22 protein-coding genes are annotated in these 20633 nt (G+C 45.5%); 14 read left to right on the top strand and 8 right to left on the bottom strand.

The window, feature by feature from the left end; genetic code table 11:
- Nucleotides 1-143: 143 nt before the first annotated feature.
- The 7 genes from AAC052_RS00250 (at nucleotide 144) to AAC052_RS00220 (ending at nucleotide 6437) form a co-directional block, all read left to right on the top strand.
- Nucleotides 144-944: a phenylalanine 4-monooxygenase gene (locus AAC052_RS00250; protein WP_339810021.1), complete on the top strand. Its 801-nt coding sequence runs from the start codon at nucleotides 144-146 to the stop codon at nucleotides 942-944.
- A gap of 109 nt (nucleotides 945-1053) precedes the next feature.
- Nucleotides 1054-1635, top strand: a complete 582-nt coding sequence (gene hisH, locus AAC052_RS00245) for an imidazole glycerol phosphate synthase subunit HisH (protein ID WP_317490547.1) — start codon at nucleotides 1054-1056, stop codon at nucleotides 1633-1635.
- A 2-nt stretch (nucleotides 1636-1637) separates the two neighbouring features.
- Entirely contained in the window at nucleotides 1638-2354 is a 717-nt protein-coding gene (hisA, locus tag AAC052_RS00240) for a 1-(5-phosphoribosyl)-5-[(5-phosphoribosylamino)methylideneamino]imidazole-4-carboxamide isomerase (RefSeq protein WP_317490548.1), read from the top strand.
- 215 nt (nucleotides 2355-2569) lie between these two features.
- Nucleotides 2570-3325 (top strand): imidazole glycerol phosphate synthase subunit HisF, encoded by a 756-nt coding sequence (gene hisF, locus AAC052_RS00235; RefSeq protein ID WP_339810018.1) that lies wholly within the window; start codon nucleotides 2570-2572, stop codon nucleotides 3323-3325.
- A 12-nt stretch (nucleotides 3326-3337) separates the two neighbouring features.
- Entirely contained in the window at nucleotides 3338-3937 is a 600-nt protein-coding gene (gene hisIE, locus AAC052_RS00230; RefSeq protein WP_339810016.1) for a bifunctional phosphoribosyl-AMP cyclohydrolase/phosphoribosyl-ATP diphosphatase HisIE, read from the top strand.
- A 57-nt stretch (nucleotides 3938-3994) separates the two neighbouring features.
- Nucleotides 3995-4927, top strand: coding sequence for an arginine deiminase-related protein (locus tag AAC052_RS00225; RefSeq protein WP_339810014.1), 933 nt, complete (start codon nucleotides 3995-3997; stop codon nucleotides 4925-4927).
- Between the two features lie 31 nt (nucleotides 4928-4958).
- On the top strand, nucleotides 4959-6437 hold the full coding sequence (locus AAC052_RS00220) for an NAD(P)/FAD-dependent oxidoreductase (protein WP_317490552.1): 1479 nt from the start codon (nucleotides 4959-4961) through the stop codon (nucleotides 6435-6437).
- 28 nt (nucleotides 6438-6465) lie between these two features.
- Here AAC052_RS00220 and AAC052_RS00215 read toward each other — a convergent pair whose 3' ends face one another.
- The 5 genes from AAC052_RS00215 to AAC052_RS00195 all read right to left on the bottom strand — a co-directional run bounded on the left by AAC052_RS00215 (nucleotide 6466) and on the right by AAC052_RS00195 (nucleotide 9898).
- Nucleotides 6466-7047, bottom strand: coding sequence for a hypothetical protein (locus AAC052_RS00215; protein WP_317490553.1), 582 nt, complete (start codon nucleotides 7045-7047; stop codon nucleotides 6466-6468).
- A gap of 156 nt (nucleotides 7048-7203) precedes the next feature.
- Complete coding sequence (locus AAC052_RS00210) at nucleotides 7204-7584, bottom strand: DUF1987 domain-containing protein (RefSeq protein ID WP_317490554.1); 381 nt, start codon at nucleotides 7582-7584, stop codon at nucleotides 7204-7206.
- 586 nt (nucleotides 7585-8170) lie between these two features.
- Nucleotides 8171-8734, bottom strand: a complete 564-nt coding sequence (locus AAC052_RS00205) for a hypothetical protein (RefSeq protein WP_339810011.1) — start codon at nucleotides 8732-8734, stop codon at nucleotides 8171-8173.
- Nucleotides 8735-8776: 42 nt separating this feature from the next.
- Nucleotides 8777-9157 (bottom strand): DUF1987 domain-containing protein, encoded by a 381-nt coding sequence (locus AAC052_RS00200; RefSeq protein ID WP_317490556.1) that lies wholly within the window; start codon nucleotides 9155-9157, stop codon nucleotides 8777-8779.
- Between the two features lie 420 nt (nucleotides 9158-9577).
- Complete coding sequence (locus tag AAC052_RS00195; RefSeq protein ID WP_339810010.1) at nucleotides 9578-9898, bottom strand: Dabb family protein; 321 nt, start codon at nucleotides 9896-9898, stop codon at nucleotides 9578-9580.
- Between the two features lie 484 nt (nucleotides 9899-10382).
- Between AAC052_RS00195 and hisG the strand changes: the two genes are divergently transcribed.
- Genes hisG through hisB form a run of 4 tightly spaced genes read left to right on the top strand, consistent with a single transcriptional unit; the run spans nucleotide 10383 to nucleotide 14712 of the window.
- Nucleotides 10383-11234, top strand: coding sequence for an ATP phosphoribosyltransferase (gene hisG, locus AAC052_RS00190; protein WP_317490557.1), 852 nt, complete (start codon nucleotides 10383-10385; stop codon nucleotides 11232-11234).
- Nucleotides 11235-11248: 14 nt separating this feature from the next.
- On the top strand, nucleotides 11249-12550 hold the full coding sequence (gene hisD / locus AAC052_RS00185) for a histidinol dehydrogenase (RefSeq protein WP_339810008.1): 1302 nt from the start codon (nucleotides 11249-11251) through the stop codon (nucleotides 12548-12550).
- A complete protein-coding gene (hisC, locus tag AAC052_RS00180) occupies nucleotides 12540-13610 on the top strand; it encodes a histidinol-phosphate transaminase (RefSeq protein WP_339810004.1) in 1071 nt (356 codons plus the stop codon). The genes hisD and hisC overlap by 11 nt, the downstream gene beginning before the upstream one ends.
- Nucleotides 13611-13617: 7 nt before the next feature.
- Entirely contained in the window at nucleotides 13618-14712 is a 1095-nt protein-coding gene (gene hisB, locus AAC052_RS00175) for a bifunctional histidinol-phosphatase/imidazoleglycerol-phosphate dehydratase HisB (RefSeq protein WP_339810001.1), read from the top strand.
- Nucleotides 14713-14877: 165 nt separating this feature from the next.
- On the opposite strand, the gene AAC052_RS00170 is transcribed toward hisB, so the two are convergent.
- On the bottom strand, nucleotides 14878-15618 hold the full coding sequence (locus AAC052_RS00170; protein ID WP_339810000.1) for a peroxiredoxin: 741 nt from the start codon (nucleotides 15616-15618) through the stop codon (nucleotides 14878-14880).
- Between the two features lie 189 nt (nucleotides 15619-15807).
- Here AAC052_RS00170 and AAC052_RS00165 point away from each other — a divergent pair, with 189 nt between their 5' ends.
- Entirely contained in the window at nucleotides 15808-16272 is a 465-nt protein-coding gene (locus tag AAC052_RS00165; RefSeq protein WP_339809997.1) for a nucleoside deaminase, read from the top strand.
- 5 nt (nucleotides 16273-16277) lie between these two features.
- Here the strand turns inward: AAC052_RS00165 and AAC052_RS00160 are convergent, their stop codons facing one another.
- The gene (locus AAC052_RS00160; protein WP_339809995.1) at nucleotides 16278-17204 is read right to left on the bottom strand and encodes an SGNH/GDSL hydrolase family protein; all 927 of its coding nucleotides are present in this window, start codon (nucleotides 17202-17204) and stop codon (nucleotides 16278-16280) included.
- A gap of 113 nt (nucleotides 17205-17317) precedes the next feature.
- Between AAC052_RS00160 and AAC052_RS00155 the strand changes: the two genes are divergently transcribed.
- Nucleotides 17318-18736: an amidohydrolase family protein gene (locus tag AAC052_RS00155; protein ID WP_339809993.1), complete on the top strand. Its 1419-nt coding sequence runs from the start codon at nucleotides 17318-17320 to the stop codon at nucleotides 18734-18736.
- 13 nt (nucleotides 18737-18749) lie between these two features.
- Here the strand turns inward: AAC052_RS00155 and AAC052_RS00150 are convergent, their stop codons facing one another.
- Nucleotides 18750-19556, bottom strand: coding sequence for a DUF1080 domain-containing protein (locus AAC052_RS00150; protein WP_339809992.1), 807 nt, complete (start codon nucleotides 19554-19556; stop codon nucleotides 18750-18752).
- A 215-nt stretch (nucleotides 19557-19771) separates the two neighbouring features.
- Here AAC052_RS00150 and AAC052_RS00145 point away from each other — a divergent pair, with 215 nt between their 5' ends.
- Nucleotides 19772-20629, top strand: coding sequence for a hypothetical protein (locus tag AAC052_RS00145; protein ID WP_339809989.1), 858 nt, complete (start codon nucleotides 19772-19774; stop codon nucleotides 20627-20629).
- Nucleotides 20630-20633: the final 4 nt, after the last annotated feature.

Genomic DNA, 20633 nt, shown 5'->3' with positions numbered 1-20633 from the left:
CTACTAACATTGATTTTTTGTAACTTTATACCAAATAATGAACGGAAATACCTATCATATCTATTACCATCATGTGGCTCCTGAGCGATTTAGGCAGTAATAGACGATATTTATATAGCTATTAGAAAAAAGGCCTCAATCGCATGATTCAGGTCTTTTTTCATTATTGGAGTAATTGCATTAACCCAACAAGTGAAAATTATACGTTTATGAGACAGATTTATGAGAATTACGACAATGAGGACTTTAAGGTCTGGCAATTGTTGTACGACCGTCAGATCGTTAATCTTCCCAATGCAGCGTCGAAGGCACACCTGAAAGGACTTGAGCAAACAAATTTTGTAGCCAACAACATTCCACATTTTGAAGACACTAATGAGATACTGCACAGGATTACAGGCTGGAAGCTGGCGGTGGTGCCGGGGCTTGTGCCAGACTATACCTTTTTTGAGCTGATGTCGAACAAGTATTTTCCGGCAACTACCTGGCTGCGGAAAATGAAAGAACTCGACTATCTGGAGGAACCCGACATGTTTCACGACGTATTTGCCCACGTACCCATGCTCACCAACCAGAACTTTGTCAACTTTTTGGAAGAGTTGAGCAAAATTGGGCTGAAATACTGCGGCAACGACTACGCCATAGAATTGCTTTCCCGGATCTACTGGTTTACGGTTGAGTTTGGCCTGATCAGAGAGAATGGCGAACTGAGGATTTATGGTGCAGGTATTTTAAGCTCGGCGGGGGAAACTAAATTTTCGCTCAGCGATAAACCAACTCACTACGAATTCAATGTCAGGCAGATTATGGCAACACCTTACTGGAAGGATAAATTTCAAGACAAGTACTTCATTATCAACTCCTATGAGCAGCTCTACAAAGCGATTCCTGAGATCAATCAGGTGATTGCTGAGGAAGTTGATAAGGCGCAGCACGTCCATTGATTTCACTTTAACCCCGGAACTTTAGGTAATTCACATAAATTTGCCGGGGTTTTCTATTGCCTTTTCAGAAAAGCGGGCAGAAAACAATTAGCACTATTGATGGAAGAGAATGAAAGTAGCGATCATAAAATACAATGCAGGTAATGTGCAGTCTGTGACTTTTGCGCTCAATAGGTTGGGCATTGAACCAGTGCTGAGCAATGACCCTGAAGTGCTCAAAAGTGCTGACAAGGTCATCTTCCCAGGTGTGGGGGAGGCCAGCACGGCCATGGCCTCTGTGAAAGAAAACGGGTTGGATAAAATCATCCCCGGGCTCAAGCAGCCTTTTTTGGGTATCTGCCTGGGACTTCAGCTGATGTGCAGGCACTCCGAAGAGAATGATACACCTTGCCTGGGTGTGTTTGACCTGGAGGTAAAGAAGTTTCCGCCCAATGAAAAGGTGCCTCATATGGGATGGAATAAGATTCACTCGCTCAAAGGCCCGCTAATGAACGGGCTCACCAATGATGCGTATCTGTACTTTGTGCATAGCTACTATGCTGAAATGGGAGGCAGCACCATTGCCCAGTCGGACTATATGGTGCCTTTTAGTGCAGCGCTGCAAAAGGGGAATTTTTACGCCGTGCAGGCTCACCCCGAAAAGAGTGGTGTGGATGGAGCAAGAATACTAAAGAACTTTATTGAACTGTAGGAATGGATATTATACCAGCAATCGACATCATTGATGGAAAGTGTGTGCGCCTTACACAGGGCGACTATGATCAGAAGAAAATATACAATGAACGCCCGCTGGAAGTGGCTATGCAGTTTGAAGATGCGGGCCTGACCAGGCTTCATTTGGTGGACCTCGACGGAGCCAAAGCAGGGTCAGTGAAAAACTGGAAGGTGCTGGAGGCTCTGGCCAGCAAGACATCCATGGTCATTGACTTTGGTGGTGGAATTAAAAGTGCGGAGGATGTTGATATTGTTTTTGAATGCGGCGCAAAGCTGGCTACCGTTGGCAGTATGGCGGTGAAGAATGAGGAGATATTCTCCGACTGGCTGGAGCAGTACGGAGCTGACCGATTCTTTCTTGGGGCCGATGTGAAAGACGAAAAGATTGCCATAGGGGGCTGGTTAGAAACGACAGACATCTGGGTGTATGATTTCATGGAGAAGTATGTTCAAAAAGGCGTTACCAATATATTCTGTACCGATGTGAGCAAGGATGGTTTGCTGGAAGGGCCGTCAGTTGATTTGTATAAGACCGTGGTGGAGCAGTTTCCAGACATCTATTTTGTGGCAAGCGGAGGCGTAAGCTCTATGGAGGATCTCGAAAAGCTCAAAGAAATTGGCTGCAGGGGAGCAATTGTAGGGAAGGCTATTTATGAAGGAAGGGTTAATATTGCTGATTTAAGATTTTTGATTTGATCTGGAAAAGCTTCAATAACCAAACCATGGCGAGCATTTTCTTATGATGAATCCTAATTGTGGTTGAATTACAGATATAAACTGTTTGGGCGCAGAAGGCCTGTGGACAACGTTTGGAATTTTCCTATCGGTAATTATTTGTTTTTTGTTGCTTGCGGTTTGAGTTTTCTCAGACGTTGCAAAATGACTTGAGTTTAAATTTTAACGAGTTTCCTGTGTTAACAAAACGTATCATCCCCTGCCTCGACATCAAAGACGGTCGCACCGTTAAAGGCGTCAACTTTGTAGACCTGCGAGATGCCGGTGACCCGGTAGAGCTTGGTGCCCGCTATGCGGCAGAAATGGCCGATGAACTGGTATTCCTGGATATTACGGCCACAGTAGAAAAGCGTAAAACTCTGGTGGAACTGGTTCGGCATGTGGCCAGGGAGATCAATATCCCTTTTACCGTAGGTGGTGGCATCAGCTCTATTGCTGATGTATCAGCCCTGCTCAATGCCGGAGCTGATAAGGTGTCGATCAATTCATCGGCAGTGAAGCGGCCAGAGCTGATTGACGAGCTGAGCCGTGAGTTTGGTAACCAGTGCATTGTGGTGGCCATTGACTCCCGGTTTGTCGACGGTGTGCATGTGGTACATACACATGGCGGTCGCACTCCTACGGCGCTGGAAACTATCAAATGGGCCAGGGAAGCCGAGAATAGGGGCGCCGGCGAAATTTTGCTTACTTCTATGGATCATGATGGCACCAAAGCTGGCTTTGCCGATGAGCTTACAGCAAAGGTTTCGGAAACAGTGGGTGTGCCTGTAATAGCATCTGGTGGGGGTGGAGTCCAGGAGCATTTCCTGGACGTATTTACCAAAGGAAAAGCCGATGCTGCATTGGCGGCCAGCATTTTCCATTTTCAGGAGGTACCTATTAAGGAATTAAAGGAGTACCTTCGTGACCAGAATATACCCATGCGATTATAAAGAGAGAGGATAATGGAAGGATTGGATTTTAATAAAGGAGACGGGCTGATTCCTGCGATTATACAAGATGAAGCGACAAGCAAGGTGCTGATGCTCGGCTTCATGAATGAGGAGGCGCTCTCCAGAACCAGGGCAGAAGGGAAGGTCACGTTTTTTAGCAGAACAAAGAACAGGCTGTGGACCAAGGGAGAAACTTCGGGTAACTTCTTTTTTGTAAAAGACATCATTGCTGATTGCGACAAAGATACCCTACTCGTCAAGGTGAACCCCCTTGGCCCCGCTTGCCATACTGGTGCCGATACCTGTTTTAATGAGGTGAATGCGGACGGGATATCCTTTCTTAATAACCTCACATCCATCATTCAAGACAGGCACAATAACCCTTCAGATAAGTCGTACACGTCATCTCTTTTTGAGAAAGGAATTAACAAAGTGGCTCAAAAAGTAGGTGAGGAAGCTGTTGAAGTAGTGATTGAGGCCAAGGATGACAACCAGGAGCTTTTTCTCAATGAATCGGCAGATTTACTTTTTCACCTGATGATCCTGCTCGAAGCGAAGGGAAACAAGCTGGATGACGTGGTTGACATTCTGAAACAAAGGCATAACAAATAGGTCTGCCCGCTGGAAAATTAGCTTTGTAAGTGCGAAATTGGGCAAATGCCCAAAGAAATGAAATTGCAAAGCAACGCTGCACCAGCAGTCCTCATGGTGAGGCCGGCCAACTTCGGCCCCAATCCCGAAACAGCCGGAAGCAATTCCTTCCAAAGCGCAGCCCATACAGGAGAACTGGATAAGATTCGCTCGCAGGCAGTTGCAGAGTTTGACGTTGCCGTAGATACACTCAGAAACGCTGGCGTCAAAGTAATTGTGGCTCAGGATACATTTTTGGAGGAGCGACGTGATGCGGTTTTCCCCAACAACTGGATAACTTTTCATGAGTCAGGCGATGTGTTTCTTTATCCCATGCAATCCAAAGCCAGGAGAACCGAGAGAAGACAAGAAGTGATTGACACTGTGAAACCTCGGTTTACAGTACATAAAATCACTGACCTCTCAGGAACCGAAGAAAAAGAGCTATATCTGGAGGGTACCGGGAGCTTGATCGTCGACTACCCCAACCAGATTATGTACGCCTCCAGGTCTATTCGGACAAACGAAGGCCTGGTGAGAGCCCATGCCGCCAGACTTGGTTTCAGCGCTGTGGTTTTTGACGCCGTCGACAGAAGCGGCATGCCTATCTATCACACCAATGTGATGATGTGTCTCGGCACATCCTATTGCGTGGTTTGTCTTGAGAGCATTCCTGAGGGTGAGGAAAAGAAAGCATTTCTTGCAAGTCTGGGTGCCACGAATCATGAAATCGTCGACATTTCTTTTGATCAAATGGAGCATTTTGCAGGCAATATGTTGGAGGTAGCTACCGGGACAAGTAAGCCTGCACTTGTTATGTCCATCACCGCATTTGCCGCTCTCACACAATCGCAAAAGATTATTCTGGAAAAATATGCTAACTTAATTGCCATAGACATACCGACCATTGAAAAATACGGAGGGGGAAGTGCCCGATGTATGATGGCGGGAATACATTTGCCAGCTGTGTAAACAACATTTTTTAAACCTTAATGACCTGGTAATGAACAAGTTTGATGTTTGCGTTATTGGTGCGGGGCCTTCCGGCTATGCCGCAGCCATGCGTGCCCTGGATTTTAAAAAGAAGGTAATTCTCATTGAAAGAAATCAGGTAGGTGGTGCAGGAGTGCACGATGGCGCCCTTTCAAGCAAAACATGGTGGGAACTTTCCAGAGACTATTTCACCCTTCGAAAGCATGGGAAAGCATTTAATTTCAAGGTACCCGAAATACCTTTCCAGAAGGTAAAAGCGGAAGTGTTGAAAGCCACCAGTGAAAGGAAAGATCTGCTGGAGTTTCATATGACTTCCATGAACAACAATGGCCAGGACCTGCTGACATTCAAAAGAGGAGAGGCAAAACTTTTGAGCAAGAACAATGTCGAGATTTTAGGAGACAATGGGGCAGAAGTCATTGAGGCTGATAATATTATTCTAGCTACCGGAAGCCGACCAAGGAAGCTCCCCAATTTACCCATTGATGAAAAAATTGTTGTCACCAGCGACGGCATCCATAACTGGACAGAGTGGCCCAAGAGTATGGTGATAGTGGGTGCGGGTGTTATTGGTTGCGAGTTTGCAACCATCTTTTCCAATTTTGGAAAAACGCAGGTTAACTTAATTGACAAGGGAGAAAGAATATTGCCGTTTGAGGACGGCGACGTGGTCGATGTGATTGAAAATAACCTTGAAGAAAAGCACGTGTTGGTGCATCGCAATTCCAAACTCATTGACATGAAGATCGTCAACGGCGAGGTGGAGTATGAGCTGGAATATGATAACGGTGAAAAGAAGAAGTTTCAGGTGGAGAAAGCCCTGGTTTCAGTGGGAAGGATACCTAACTATGAAAATCTTGGTTTGCAGGAGATTGGTGTTGAAATTGATGCCCGGGGAATCATTGACGACCTCACGCAAACGTCAGTATCTAATATTTACGCCGTGGGCGATATCACTGCTGATATTGCGCTTGTGAATGTAGGCGAGCTGGAAGGCAGGTATGCGATAGAGCGGATATATGGCAAGCCCTTGCATAAGCTTATTTACGAAAATATTTCAACGATCATGTTTTTGGCACCCGAAGTTGCAGGGGTTGGGTTCAATGAGATTCAGGCCAAGCAAAAAGGGATCAACTACAAAGTCACCAGCTTACGTTATAGCAACATTTCGAGAGCTACTGCCATGCGAAACACCCAGGGCTTCATCAAACTGCTGGTGACAAATGACGACAAAATGAAAATTCTGGGCATGCGTGTTGTAGGAGAGCATGCCTCAAGTGCTATCCAGGCGGTGGCGCTGCTCATCTCCATGGACAAAGGCGTAGAGGAGTTGGCTGAACTCATCCACCCTCACCCTTCCATTATTGAAGGCATACAGGAATGTGCCAGAATGCTACTGGGCAAATCGATGCTCAAACCAACGGTTTTGCTGGAATCAATGGCCTGCAAAACCTGCGTGGGAGGAGTTTACGAAAACATCATCTATTAAGCATTCGTCTGCAATATAAAGTCTCCCGCTATTTTGTAAACAATAGCTTTCCAATAGATGGTGATATCTTAATGTTGGGTAGCTTGAATTTGTTTTCAAGTTCCGGAACATCTCCGTTGTTTCCTTTCACAATCTTTATTTGCTCTTTCTTCATAAAAAACGTCTCCAGTCCCCCCTCTAAAAACTTAAGCCCAAATGCTATACAGCCCTTAATTACAAGATCTAAGTACTGGATATGCACGATCACAGCGATCGCTTCACCCAGGAATACTTCTTCAGAAAGGAACATGACTACGGCCACCGTAAATATGATGGTAGAAGCTTTTTTCCCAACCTGGGCCTTCACTAGCTGACCAATAGTGCTTTCAAGAAGCATGTTTTTCTCAACTATTTCCTCATTCTGTTCAATTATACGTTCGTTAGCCTTGTTCAGCTTCGACTGAAGCTTGTCGCTAACTTTTGTAATAACCTTGCTCTGAATAAGCAGATCCTGATAGCTATCAATAAATTGGGCAAGATCCTTTCTTGAAATATTGTCCTGTTGCGCTTTGGTTTTAAACGCATGAAGTGCTTTGTCCTCTTCGTCATATAGTCCCCACAAGTCATTCATACCTTTTAAAATTAGTTAGGAGTTAGGTATTAGGTATACGGTGTCGCCAACAAATGGTGTACCTGTGTTTGGAAGTTTTGAACAACAACTACCTGCCTTAGTTAGCTATAACGGTTAGTGCTTCCCGTGGTCAAACACACCACAGCAACTGAACCGTTAAGCAGCGATAGTAATAAAGTTGAAATTCATGCGAAGTATGTCAGAAAAATCCTCACCTACTTCTCTCATTTCCTCATCCTCTTCCAGATAATACCAATTGATGGTTACACACCGGCCTGCTTCCTGCATTTTGTGGAGCTTTTTTAGCATGTTAAAAATGCACTTGGAAGAACTAGTGTTAAAGTAATGAAATGACAGATTAGCGGTGAGTCCCCCGCTTTCGTGGGTAACGTACTCGTCCAGCTCCACAATAAATTTTTGATAGAAGCTATTTGAGTTGGCGGGATTTGAATTCCCTTTTAATTCTATCAGCCCCGTTGAAGGGTCGAAATAGACGAACGGCGTATAGTCCGTAGCTTGAATGTAAATTTTTTCCATAATCTCTCAGGTTTTTCAACTGTTATAATTTCAAGTAAAGTAAGTGATAATGCGGGAGGTTCTACAGTCAATCCCTCACTGTCACTAAATCTTTACTTAAGTTATTCTTTTTAAAAGCTCGATTGCTTTCGATTTCAGGCCAATACTTTCTCATGTAAGATATCCATTATATCAGGAATAAAATCATGTTTAAATGGAAGTGTTTAATTAAATAAAGTTATTTAAATAATTGTAAATCAAATAGATATGTTTTTATGTCGGAAGTTTATTTTTTTGAAAGCACCAGAGACTGATGTAATATTTGTGGGGTGAAAGTTGAAATACGCATCAGATAGTTGAAAAAACGGACGGTTATAGGGGTAAAGAGAGTTAATGTTATTTTTTTGATAAAATATTATCAAATAGAATCAAAATAGAAGGGAAAGCCGGGTGTGTGGAGCAACTCAATCTGCAAATTTTCTTTTAATTTGTTGATTATTAGCACCTTATGTTTGAGTCGCTGTTGCTTTGATGTAATTTTTTTGTTGTGTTATTCAGCGAAGCTTTGTTTGGGGTTGTTGATAGGTCGGGACACCTTTTTGGGAGGCTAGCGACCACCAAACTCTGCTGTGATTGGACTTGAAGGCGACGTGTTGTCTACCTCCGCTACGTCCCACGAACCTTGCTCTACAATTTTTGAATGCTCTTTTCTTAAAAAGAATTTCTCGATAGTTGATTCGAAGGCTTTTAGAGAAAGGGCAATGCAAAGTTTCACGATCAATCCGATGTAGGGGATGTTAACATAGTTATTGATTGCTTCCTCAAGAAGTACCTCTTCCGCTACAAAAAGCACAACAGCGGCTGTTAGTATAATGGTGGAGGCTTTTTTACTGACTTTGGCTTTCACCAACTGCTCGATGGTATTATGGAGTAGTTTGTTATTGTCACTGATGGTTTCGTTCTGCTCAGCGATTTGTGCATTTGCTTTATTCAGTTTGGACTGAAGCCTGTCACTTACACGGGTGATTACTTTACTTTGGGTAATAAGATCTTCGTAATTATCAATAAACCTGGCAAGAGTCCGCTTCGACACAGCATTGCCTTTCACCTTCCCTTTAAATTCTTTTAAGGAATTTTCTTCGGCATGAAACAGGTTTTTTGCTTCGGACATGAGGTGTAGAGTTGGCTTGGTCAGCGCAGCATTAGGCGTTTACTATGCTGCAAGTTCAATAAAGTTAAAGTTTAGGTTCATTAATTCCGAAAAGTCTTTGCCCACCTCATACATGTCTTCGTCACTTTGGCTGTAATACCAATTAATGGTTACCTGACGACCTTTTTTCCTCATGGCGTTGAGCTGTTTGAACATATCATAGAGGCATTTTGAGGAACTTGTGTTGAAATATCTGAACGCCATGTTCGCTACCAACCCTCTTGTGTCGTTCACAGCGTAGTCTTCGAGCGTATGAATCACTTTTGTGTAGAAGGTAAGCGAATTGTGAGGGTTGGAATTGCCCTTTAGTTCTATTATTCCGTTGGAAGGGTCGAAGTAGACTTGTGGGGTGAATTCTGTTGCCTGAATGTAAATTTTTTCCATACTCGTGATATTAAGAGGTATAAATTGTTGCCTTGTCAGTTGCTTATCTTTAACTACATTACAAAGTAAATGCATATGCCGGGAGCAAAAGTGGCAAGTGCGGACGAATACTATCTGATGTAAGATTATGAGAAGTCTTAAGCCTTTAGAGCTAAAATTTAAAGCCGATTGCGAAGAGATTTAACTCTTAAGTAGCTGAAAACAAGTGGAATACCTATTGTCTAGGCAGGTGTTGAAGGGTGCAAAAAAAGTTGACCTGTGATGTAGGAATTTGAAATGGTGAGAGCCCTTCTTGCACATTTTTCAATAAAAGGGGAGGTGCGATGCTCATTATAGTACAAAACGGAGGAGGGAATTATAAAGACAATCAGCCGGGTTAACTCTCGAAAAACTGACTGATTGTCGTTTTTTTTAGAACGATTATACTTTTACCGAATCATAGACCTGCACCTTGCTCCACATATGTTGGGCTTTTTCAACGAAGGCCAGATGGACGGGGTGCTCCTGGTAAGCGTCCTGATCTTTCTTGCTATCGAAAGCTAAAACGATGGAGAAGGTATAGGTATTGTCGATGACCGGTCTGTTGGTGTCGGCAGGCGTTCCGATAAACCTTTCCTTGATCACATCAATGCTGCCGGTGTATTCCTTCACGTGGGAAAGAAAAGTTTTCTTATTGGCTTCGCTGGGATCTTTGAGCCAGAAATAGACAATGTGATAGAAGTTAACAGATGAATCTTTCATAGTTTTTGTTTTTGCAAATGAATATGTACCTAAGCCGAGCAGGCCAAGCAGACCTGTTCCCTTTTTTAAAAATGAGCGACGTTGCGAATCCATTTTGGTTGTGAGTAAAGTGAGGGACTAAAGATAGAAGGTTGAGATTATTTTTTCCTCGTTTTGTGACGAATCCTTTTCTGAAATGCCCGGATGAAGCCTCCTTGAAGTGCTGCCTACACCTTATTATATAGTATCAATATTTAGCCATTCTTTGATGTAAAAGGAAGGGTCGAAAAAAACTTGAACAATTTTGTCTTTTTGGGTTTTAATTGATGTTAGTGGCACCTAAATTTGGCCTTGTAAAATGAAGTACCTGAGACACTCCCATATATTCGATCATCTGCACGTGAACCACGATCATGTGTCTCGTCATTCCCATTAAGGAAGAACATTTTACTTCAACATTGGCCCGTATTCATTTTACTTACTCATTTCTCTAATTAAGCTTTTCATGCTACGTATTGCAGTTCAAAAATCAGGTCGCTTAAGCGAAGATTCGTTCCGTTTGATCAAAGAGTGTGGTATACACTTTAATAATGGTGTCGGTAAGCTAAAGGCCTCTTCCCATAATTTCCCGATGGAATTTCTGCTGCTCAGAGATGATGATATTCCTGGCTATGTAGCCGACGGCGTAGCCGATGTTGGCATCGTGGGACTGAATGTGGTAGAAGAAAAGGAAAAAGACCTGGATATAGTAGTGAAGCTGGGTTTTTCCAAGTGCAGGCTTTCTTTGGCCATTCCCAGAAATGAGGAGTATGAAGGCCTAAAAATGCTGGAAGGCAAAAGCATTGCCACCTCCTACCCAAAGATTTTGGGGAGCTATTTGAAGAAGAACGGTATCAGTTCAGACATTCACGAAATTAGCGGCTCGGTGGAGATTGCTCCGAGCATTGGGCTGGCCGATGCTGTGTGCGACATTGTTAGTTCGGGTAGCACGCTTTTAAGTAACGGATTGAAAGAAGTGGAGACCATCTTTACATCCGAGGCAGTACTTGTTGCCCATAAAGGGCTCGGTGCCGAAAAGAAAAAGCTCCTTGAGCAACTCCTTTTCAGGATTCGGTCAGTGCAGAATGGATCTAATAATAAGTACATTCTGCTCAACGCTCCCAATCACAAAATTGAGGAAATCGCCAGCCTTCTGCCTGGTATGAGAAGCCCGACGGTGCTGCCTCTGGCTACCGAGGGTTGGAGTTCCATTCATTCTGTGATCAACGAAGACAGGTTTTGGGAGATAATAGAGAAACTGAAAGAGGCAGGTGCTGAAGGCATCCTTGTGGTGCCGATAGAAAAAATGATATTGTAGACAAATCGAGGATCATGCAACTTATATACGAACCACCCCGGAAGCAATGGCTTGAGCTAACCAGCAGGCCTGCGCAAGATCCAGCCAGGCTGGAGAAGGTGGTGAAGCCCATACTGGAAAAGGTGAAGCGCAACGGCGACATGGCCTTGCGAAAGTTTGCGCTTGAGTATGATCATGTTGAATTGGACGACCTCTTTGTGACAGAGGAAGAGTTATTGGCCTCGGCCGATCAGGTAGGGGAGGAGCTGAAGGCTGCTATTCATGTTGCAAAAGAAAATATTGAGAAATTCCATCTGGCGCAAAAGGAATCTCCGATAACGGTGGAGACCATGTCGGGTGTGGTCTGTCAACGCAAAAGTATACCCGTAAACAGGGTTGGTCTTTATGTGCCAGGAGGCACGGCGCCACTCTTTTCTACAGCCCTGATGCTTGGTATTCCGGCGAAAATTGCTGGCTGCAAGGAAGTCATTATTGCTTCCCCCACCGACAGCATGGGCCAGGTGAATGCCACAGTATTATATGTGGCTCACTTACTAGGCATAAAGAAGATATTGAAGATTGGCGGAGCCCAGGCCATTGCCGCTATGGCCTACGGCACTGAGTCGGTGCCGAAGGTTGACAAGATATTTGGTCCGGGCAATCAGTATGTGACAGCGGCCAAGCAAATGGTAAGCCGTGACACGGTGGCTATCGACATGCCAGCTGGCCCCTCGGAGGTGTTGGTGTTCGCCGACAAACATGCTGAGCCGTCATTTGTGGCGGCCGATTTGCTGTCGCAGGCTGAGCATGGTGCCGACAGCCAGGTGATACTGGTAACATCCAGCAAGCGCATGGTGGATAGCGTGGCACAGGAAGTAGAGCGACAACTCGCTACTCTGCCCAGGAAAGCTATGGCTGCGAAAGCATTGGAGAATAGCAGAACCATCTACTTTGAAGACAAGATAACAGCCATGGACTATATTAATATGTATGGCCCTGAGCACCTTATTCTTGCGTTGAAAGATGCGGACAAATATGCCGAAATGGTGGAGAACGCAGGATCGGTATTCATAGGTAACTATACGCCTGAGTCGGCAGGAGACTATGCGTCGGGCACAAATCATACACTGCCTACCAATGGCTGGGCCAGGGCCATGGCGGGTGTGTCCGTCGACAGCTTTGTAAAAAAGGTCACCTTTCAGAAAATTACGCCGGAGGGACTGCAGCTGCTCGGGCCCAGCATTGAAGCGATGGCTGCTGCAGAAAAGCTCGATGCGCACAAAATGGCTGTGACACTTCGACTACAGAAAATTAAAGAAGGTACCAATGAGCTTTGATCCGAACTCGCTACTTCGTAAGCACCTGGTTAACCTGAAGTCATATTCTTCCGCCAGAGACGAATACACAGGTAAGGAGGGTGTTTTTTTGGATGCCAATGAAAATCCTTATGGTTCTGCGGGGGTAAAGGAAGCTTACAACCGCTATCCCGACCCCTACCAGCAGGAGGTGAAGCAGGCGATTGCCAAAATCAAGAACATTGGCACTGAGTCTATTTTTCTGGGAAATGGCAGCGATGAGCCTATTGATTTGCTTATCAGAGCTTTTTGTGAGCCAGGCGAAGACAAAGTGATCACAGTTCCCCCCACTTACGGCATGTATGAAGTGAGTGCCGGAGTTAATGATGTGGGCGTTGTGAAAGTACCTTTGAATGAGAACTTCCAGCTCGATGTAAAGGGAGTTATAAGCGCTGCTGGTTCGGACACAAAAATCCTGTTTCTCTGTAGCCCTAACAACCCCACAGGCAATCTGATCCGAAAGGAAGATCTTTTCACACTGCTCCATCAGTTTCCTAACCTTGTTGTGATTGATGAGGCATATATTGATTTCGCTCCTGACGCTGGCTTTTTGCAGCATCTGCACCGGTTTCCTAATCTGATAGTGCTGCAAACACTGAGCAAGGCCTGGGGGCTCGCTGGTGTTCGACTGGGAATGGCTTTTGCCAGCCCCGAAATAGTCACTATCCTGAACAGGATCAAGCCACCTTATAATATAGCTGCACCAACACAAGGCATAGTAAGAGAGGCTTTGGGCAATGTGCTGGCCAAGGAAAAAATGGTAGCCGATATTCTGGAACAAAAGAATTGGCTGGAAGATCAGCTCGAAGCCTTACCTATTGTGCAGCATATCTATCCCAGCGATGCTAATTTTATGCTCGTCAGGGTGCCGAAGCCAAAGGAAACCTACCAGTTTCTGATCGATCAGAAAGTAATTGTGAGAGACCGAAGCAATGTGATGCACTGCCATGGCTGTCTGCGCATAACCGTGGGAACAAGAGCAGAAAACGAAGCTTTACTAAAAGCCATGGCTTTGGTGAAAGAGGACTCATTTGCTAATTAATAAAAAAATGAAAAAGGTATTGTTCATAGACAGAGACGGCACGATCATCGTGGAGCCACCTGAAGACTTTCAGGTAGACTCGCTGGAGAAACTGAAGTTTATTCCCGGGGCTATTTCGAACCTGAGGAAAATAGCGGAGGAACTCGACTACGAGCTTGTGATGGTGACCAATCAAGACGGATTAGGCACGGCCAGCTTTCCCGAAGATACCTTTTGGCCAGCGCAGAACAAGATGTTGGAAACGCTGGAAGGAGAAGGGGTCAACTTCGCTGCCATCCACATCGATAAAACCTTCGAAAAGGACAATGCCCCAACCCGAAAGCCCCGCACAGGACTTCTTACACAATACCTGACCGAAGATTACGACCTGCCCAACTCCTACGTGATAGGAGACCGTAAAACGGATGTGGAACTAGCAAAGAACCTCGGTTCAAAAGCTATTTTTATAGGAGAGTCAAGCCCGGAGGCGGCTTTAAGTACTACGAATTGGGATGAGATTTATCGTTTCCTCAAACTTCCTCCCAGGATGGTTGAAGTGAAGCGAACCACTAAGGAAACGGACATCTTTATTAAGCTTAATCTTGACGGTACGGGCCAAACGAAGATGAACACAGGCCTGGGGTTCTATGATCACATGCTCGATCAGCTGGGCCGTCACTCTGGTTGTGATTTAGAAGTAACTGTGAAAGGCGACTTACATATTGATGAGCACCACACGATCGAAGACACAGCGCTGGCTTTAGGGGAAGCTTTCCGCAAGGCTATTGGCGACAAAAAAGGCATTAGCCGCTACGGCTTTATGCTGCCTATGGACGACTGCCTGGCGCAGGCGGCTATCGACTTTGGTGGAAGGCCCTGGCTGGTGTGGGAGGCAGAATACAAGCGTGAAATGGTAGGCGATATGCCAACGGAAATGTTTTATCACTTCTTTAAGTCGTTTTCTGATACCTCGCTGAGCAATATCAACATCAAGGCGGAAGGCGCTAATGAGCACCACAAGATAGAGGCAACCTTTAAGGCGTTAGCGAGAGCCATCAAGATGGCTATAGGCAGAGACGCCAATGCGCTGAATCAGTTGCCTAGCACGAAGGGAGTACTTTAGAAAGCGCTGGTGATCGGTAGTGAATTTGGGGCTCTTCCATGCCTCACTTACCGTCTCTATTTTGAGTATGGCTGTGGCCTTGTTGATCTGGCCGAAAAAGAAAGGCTGCACCGCCCGGTACTTTGTCCGGGAAATGCAGCCACCGTACTAACTTGTTGTCCCTACTTACGCTAATACAGGCTCTTTTTCTTTTTTCAGCACCTTGTCGAGTACCATGTCTTTGTCGAGCTTTTTGGTACAGAAAAACCAGTCTTTGCAATCAAGCCCTTCTACGTTGCCATCCATTCTCTCTTTAGCAACTCCGCAAGAGCCTGCCGGCGAAATGATCACGTCGTCGCCTGGCTTCCAGTCGGCTGGTGTGGCCACAGCAAACTCATCGGCTGTTTGCAGTGCAACGATCACACGGTAAAGCTCGTCGAAGTTGCGACCAAGGCTGAGTGGATAGTAGATGATAGCCCTTATGGTGCCCTTGGGGTCAATAAAGAACACTGCACGAACGGCTTGTGTACTGCTTTCGCCAGGCATAATCATTCCGTATTTTTTGGCCACATTCATGGTGATGTCTTCAATGAGTGGGAATTTGACATCCACATTTTTCATCCCCTTGAATTCTATTTTGTCTTTGATAGTGCGCAACCAGGCAATATGGCTGTACAATCCATCAATCGATAAGCCAATCAATTGTGTGTTTGCTTTGGCAAACTTTTCTTCCAGCGTGGCAAAGGTCATAAACTCTGATGTGCAAACCGGAGTAAAGTCGGCAGGGTGGCTAAAAAGAATCACCCACTTGCCTTGATAGTCGGCGGGGAAGTTGATGTCGCCCTGGGTAGTTTTTGCTTTGAACTGTGGTGCTTTATCCCCAATGCGTGGCATTGGTATCACTTCTTCATTCAATATATTTTCCATATCTAATGTTGTTTTATTGATAGTTGAAACTAGCCATTCATCAAGTCAGGCACAGTGATTTAAGTCACACTGGCACTTTGATATTCGACACTTTGCGAACCTCCGCTGGAGTATTGTTCCGGCAGTGTTGACAAGAGCAACAAATTGGCGTGCTGCACGTATTTTGGGAGGTCAAGACTCTTTTGAACTATGAGCAACGAGAAACATATGCGGCTGGCTATTGCGGTGGCACGACGGTCGGAAAGCAAAGGCAATCTCCCATTTGGTTGCGTGCTGGTGGACGGCGAAGGAAAGGTGCTGATGAAGGGTGAAAACACGATTATGACAAGCGGAGACGCCCTGGGGCACGCCGAGGTGAACCTGATCAGGAAGGCATCCAAAAAATTCAGCTATGAGTTTCTCAACACGTGCACTATTTACACTACCGATGAGCCCTGCCCTATGTGCACGTCAGCTATTTTTTGGAGTGGCATAAAGAAGCTGGTATTTGGAATGAGCAAAGCTTCCTACTATGACTTGACGGGTAGAAGCAATCCAAACTATGTGTTTGAAATGCCCTGTAGAGAACTATTTGACAAAGGTGGGCGAAAAGTGGAGGTGGTCGGGCCGTTTTTGGATGAAGAAGTGGCTCTATTACATTCTGCTACAAGCTGAGCCTCTTAGCGCATGAGCTTACCCAGCGCCTTCTCAAACTCCGCTGATTGAGCCAGAGCCTCCTTAAGTGGTAGCCCTTCTTTCATTCCAGGCCGGGTGTGCCCTGTGGCCGTTAGCCAGGCATCTTTCATTATTGCCTGCCGCTCTTCGATCAGTTGCAGAATTTTTTCACCATTGCTGGCAGTGGAAACGGCTTCCCCGGCGCTGTCAGCCCTGGCCAGCTCATTCAGTCCCAGGTAAGCAAGGATCGCTTTTGCCATGATCCAGTGGCCAGTTTTGTCCGGGTGCACTCCGTCCGAGGCGTATTTGAAATCAGGATCGATCAGGCGCCTGTCCTCCAGATGCTTTTTCATCGGTCCATGTACGTCAGCCACATTCCAGTCTTTTGTATATCTATTACTAATCAGCCAGTCGGAGTAAATATCGAGCACATTGGCGTAGGCTACGCCCTTTCGTTCGTCAAACACCGGAGGGGTGAGGTGGACGATGGCAGCGCCCGACTTCGATACTTCTCTATGCAGCCAGTTGATCCCTTCTTTATAGGCCTGGAAGCGAGTGTCATCAAAGGGTAGATAGATACCATCGTTCATGCCATAGGAGGCAAATACCAGATCGGGCTGGGTTTGCGCAAGAACACGATCCAGCCTCTCCCGGAGGTCTGGTCGGGGAAATTTGCCGTCTGCATGGTTGGGCTCAGAAAGCCCGGATACAGTTTCGCTTGGCAGGCCCACATTGATGACCTCAAATTTTCCGTGGGGGTAAGCCAGCCTGAGGCATGCTTCGATGTAGGATACATACTGCCCTGCATAAGTAATGCTGTTGCCCAGAAAAACAATGCGTTGCACTGAATCAGGAATGATGTAACTGCCCTGGCTTTGGGCACTCAAATGAAGAGAGAAAGCAAAGAGAAGACAGGTGATCATTCGGGTCATAATGACGAAGATAGGGAATATCGAAATACGATTTACTCGCTTTTTTTGTAGTTTCGGACTTGTCGTACTTTCCCCAGGTGAGTATGGTAAGCGGATCAACCTAATTTCCGACCATGAGAAGACTATTTTCCACAGTTCTTGCTATTTGTGCCTTTTTCAGCGCATTGGGGCAGGAACAGTTAACTGACCAAACAAAAGCCTTTGTAACCCACGAAAGAGGCAACTACCTCCTTCAAAACCTCACTCTGGTAGATGGTACCGGTGGTGCGGCAAAGGCCAATCAGGATATCCTTATCGTGGGTGATAAAATTGAAAAAGTGGGACCTGACCTACCTGTGCCGAAGGGGGCGACGGCCATCAATATGGAGGGCAAAAGTGCCATGCCTGGTATGGTCATGCTGCATGAGCACCTGTTTTATCCAAAAACGACACCAGATGCCAATTATGGCGTGGACCAAATGAGTTACTCTTTCCCAAGACTTTATCTTGCCGGTGGTGTTACCAGCATAAGAACGGCCGGAAGCATCATGCCCCAGGCCGACCTGAATATCAAGAAAGCCATTGGCCGGGGAGAAGTGCCAGGTCCGAAAATGGATGTGACCAGCCCGCACATTGACAGAGAGGGGGTGGGTATATTTGAGCTCGGCGCCATCGACTCTCCTGAAGGTGCAGCCAGGGCGGTTAACCACTATGCCGATATGGGTATTACATCCATTAAGGTGTACAACTTCATTACAAGAGAAGACCTGAAAGCGATTGTGGCAGCGGCTCATGCCAGAAACATGAAAGTCACGGGCCATATCTGTTCTATTACTTACAGGGAAGCCGCTGATATTGGAATTGATAATCTTGAGCACGGCTTTTTTTCATGCAGTGACTTTGTGAAAGGCAAGCAAGTTGATATTTGCGATCCTTTTGAAATGCGCAAGGCCCTGTTGACTATTCCGGTTGATTCAAAGGAAGTGACCGATCTGATAACGCATCTGGTGAGTAAGAAAGTAGCACTTACCTCAACCATCAATGTATTTGAACCCTACACCGGCAGGGAGGTGGTGCCGGGAGGAGGCATCGACGCTTTGTTTCCAAACGCAAAAGAGAAGGTTTACAAAAGGTGGGCCAGCAAGCAGGGGAAGGATTCACTCGATTACCTGGCCTTCAACAAAGCCAAGGTTTGGGAGAAAGCGTTTTACGATGCAGGTGGCTTACTGGTAGCAGGCACCGACCCTACTTACGACGGGAGAATTGTGGCAGGTTACGCCAACAGGAGGTTGCTGGAGCTATTTGTTGAAATGGGATTTTCTATTCCCGAAGCCATTAAAATATGTACGCTTCACGGCGCCACTTACCTGGAGCAGGCGTCGTCTATTGGTACATTAGAAGCAGGAAAGATTGCCGACCTGTTGATTATGGACAACGACATCAGCAAGGATATTTCTGCTATAAGGTCTTTGAATATTGTGTTCAAAAATGGCATTGGCTATGACTCCAAAAAGCTGTTCAAGGCGGCGGAGGGGTATGTAGGGATTAGGTGATCCCCCTCGCAAGTTAAAGCCGCTTGATAAACACATTTCGGTAAAAAATCTCAGCGCCTTCTGCCTGCAACAGGATTTTTCCTTTGGTGAGCGGCTCCCAGCTATTTTTTTCAGCATCCCAATATTTCATATCAATGGCCTCATTGACAACTTTTCCATTAATGGTGAAGGTGGCATGGTCGCCATTTACCTCAACTTCTACCTTGTTCCAGCCCGGCACTTCCCATGAAAAGGACCTGGAGAAGCGATGGTATTTGTTTTCAATTTCTCCCTTTGTCTTGAGTTCGCCGTTGGTGGCATAGTGCTCAGAGGCATCCACCCTGGCTGAGGCTCTTGCCCCAATGATCCATAAATCCCCAAGGTCTCCTTCTTGAATCTGACATTCTACGCCATAAGGCCAAAAGTCAGTTTCGTCAAAAATATGAAACAGGACACCAGCGTCTTTTACATTACCAGTCCTGGGCTCAAACTTTTTCTCGCCCCATTTGAAGTCAAACGTTAGAATATAGCTGCTGTATTCTTCTTTGGTTACTAACCCGGCAAATGACTGACGTGAACCAGCCTTTTGGCTGGGGTAGGCGTGGATGGTTCCATTTTCAGCACGGAATATCTCCAGACTGTCGGGGCCATTTCCGTCACTCACTGTATACCAGCCTTCTAAATCAACACCATTGAACAGCGCCTTAAATCCTTCCGGAGCTATGGTTTCTGAATTGGGTATGCTTTCTTTGGCTGTCTCGTCTGCTACAGGCGGGTTGCACATGGTAGCAACAAATAAAAGGCATAGTAAAAGTAGCGATAGTGATTGACCGTGTTTCATACGGGAAGATAGGACTTTTATGGTTACCTCGTAATCTCAACAGTGCATTGTCTTGACACCTGCGGAACGACAGCATGATTTGGATTGAGAATAGATAAAAAGGCATTTCGCTAAGGAATTCATTAGTTGCTGACCAATTAGTTTGAATGGCCACTTTACCGCAGTAAACTTTTATTAAATTGAAAGCGAACCGATTTTTTTGAGTAACCAGCTACATGATAGTAAGGAACATTGAGAAATTTTTTCTCAACACCCTATTGAGGATAAGTATTCTTGGGGTTTCATTTATTCTCTTATCCAGTATAGTTTTTCGTCCTGAGAACATACTACCCACCATAGTTTCGCTAATCATCCTTTTGGCTTGCATTGCTGCTTATAAGTTGAGGGATAAATACCCTACGCAGGCTGTGCTTCTTTTAACCAGTACAACGCTGCTGGTGGTGGCTTACCAACGGATTACTGCCCCTCATGCCACTATCACACTGGCAGTGGTTATGATTGTTGGGTTTATTATCTCGGTGATGCTGAAAGGAAGAACCATGTGGGTCATGCACGGAATCACGTTTATTCTCCTCAATACAGTTTTTGTGTTTCACGTGTCGGAAAAGGTTACTGCTTGCATCACATTTTCTATTTTGTACTTTATCATCACTTTTGCCACTGCTGTGTTAAAAGGTAGCTACGATGGGATTCATTATCACTTACGAAACACCAATTTGGAACTCCAACGAAGGGCGAACGAAATAGCTGCGCAAAACAAAGAGCTTCATGCAACACAAGCAGAACTTAGCTTATTGAATCAAAACCTGGAGAAAATTGTAAGTGAGCGCACCGCAAGAATTAAGTCTCAAAACGAAATGCTTATCAGATATGGCCACATCAATGCCCATCATTTGAGAGGGCCGGTGGCAAGGCTGCTGGGCCTTGCTGCCGTTTATAAGCTGGGTTCCGACATGCAGCCTGATCAACTTGTGGAGAAAATGATAGCGCAGGCCAACGAAATTGACGCTGTGGTTAGAAAAATCAACGCTGATTTAGATTCCAACAACATGGGATGGAAAAGCGAAGATTGAGAGG

Source organism: uncultured Imperialibacter sp. (genome assembly GCF_963974565.1).
GTDB classification, from domain to species: Bacteria; Bacteroidota; Bacteroidia; order Cytophagales; family Cyclobacteriaceae; genus Imperialibacter; species Imperialibacter roseus.
This window is presented reverse-complemented; position numbering and strand designations above follow the sequence as displayed.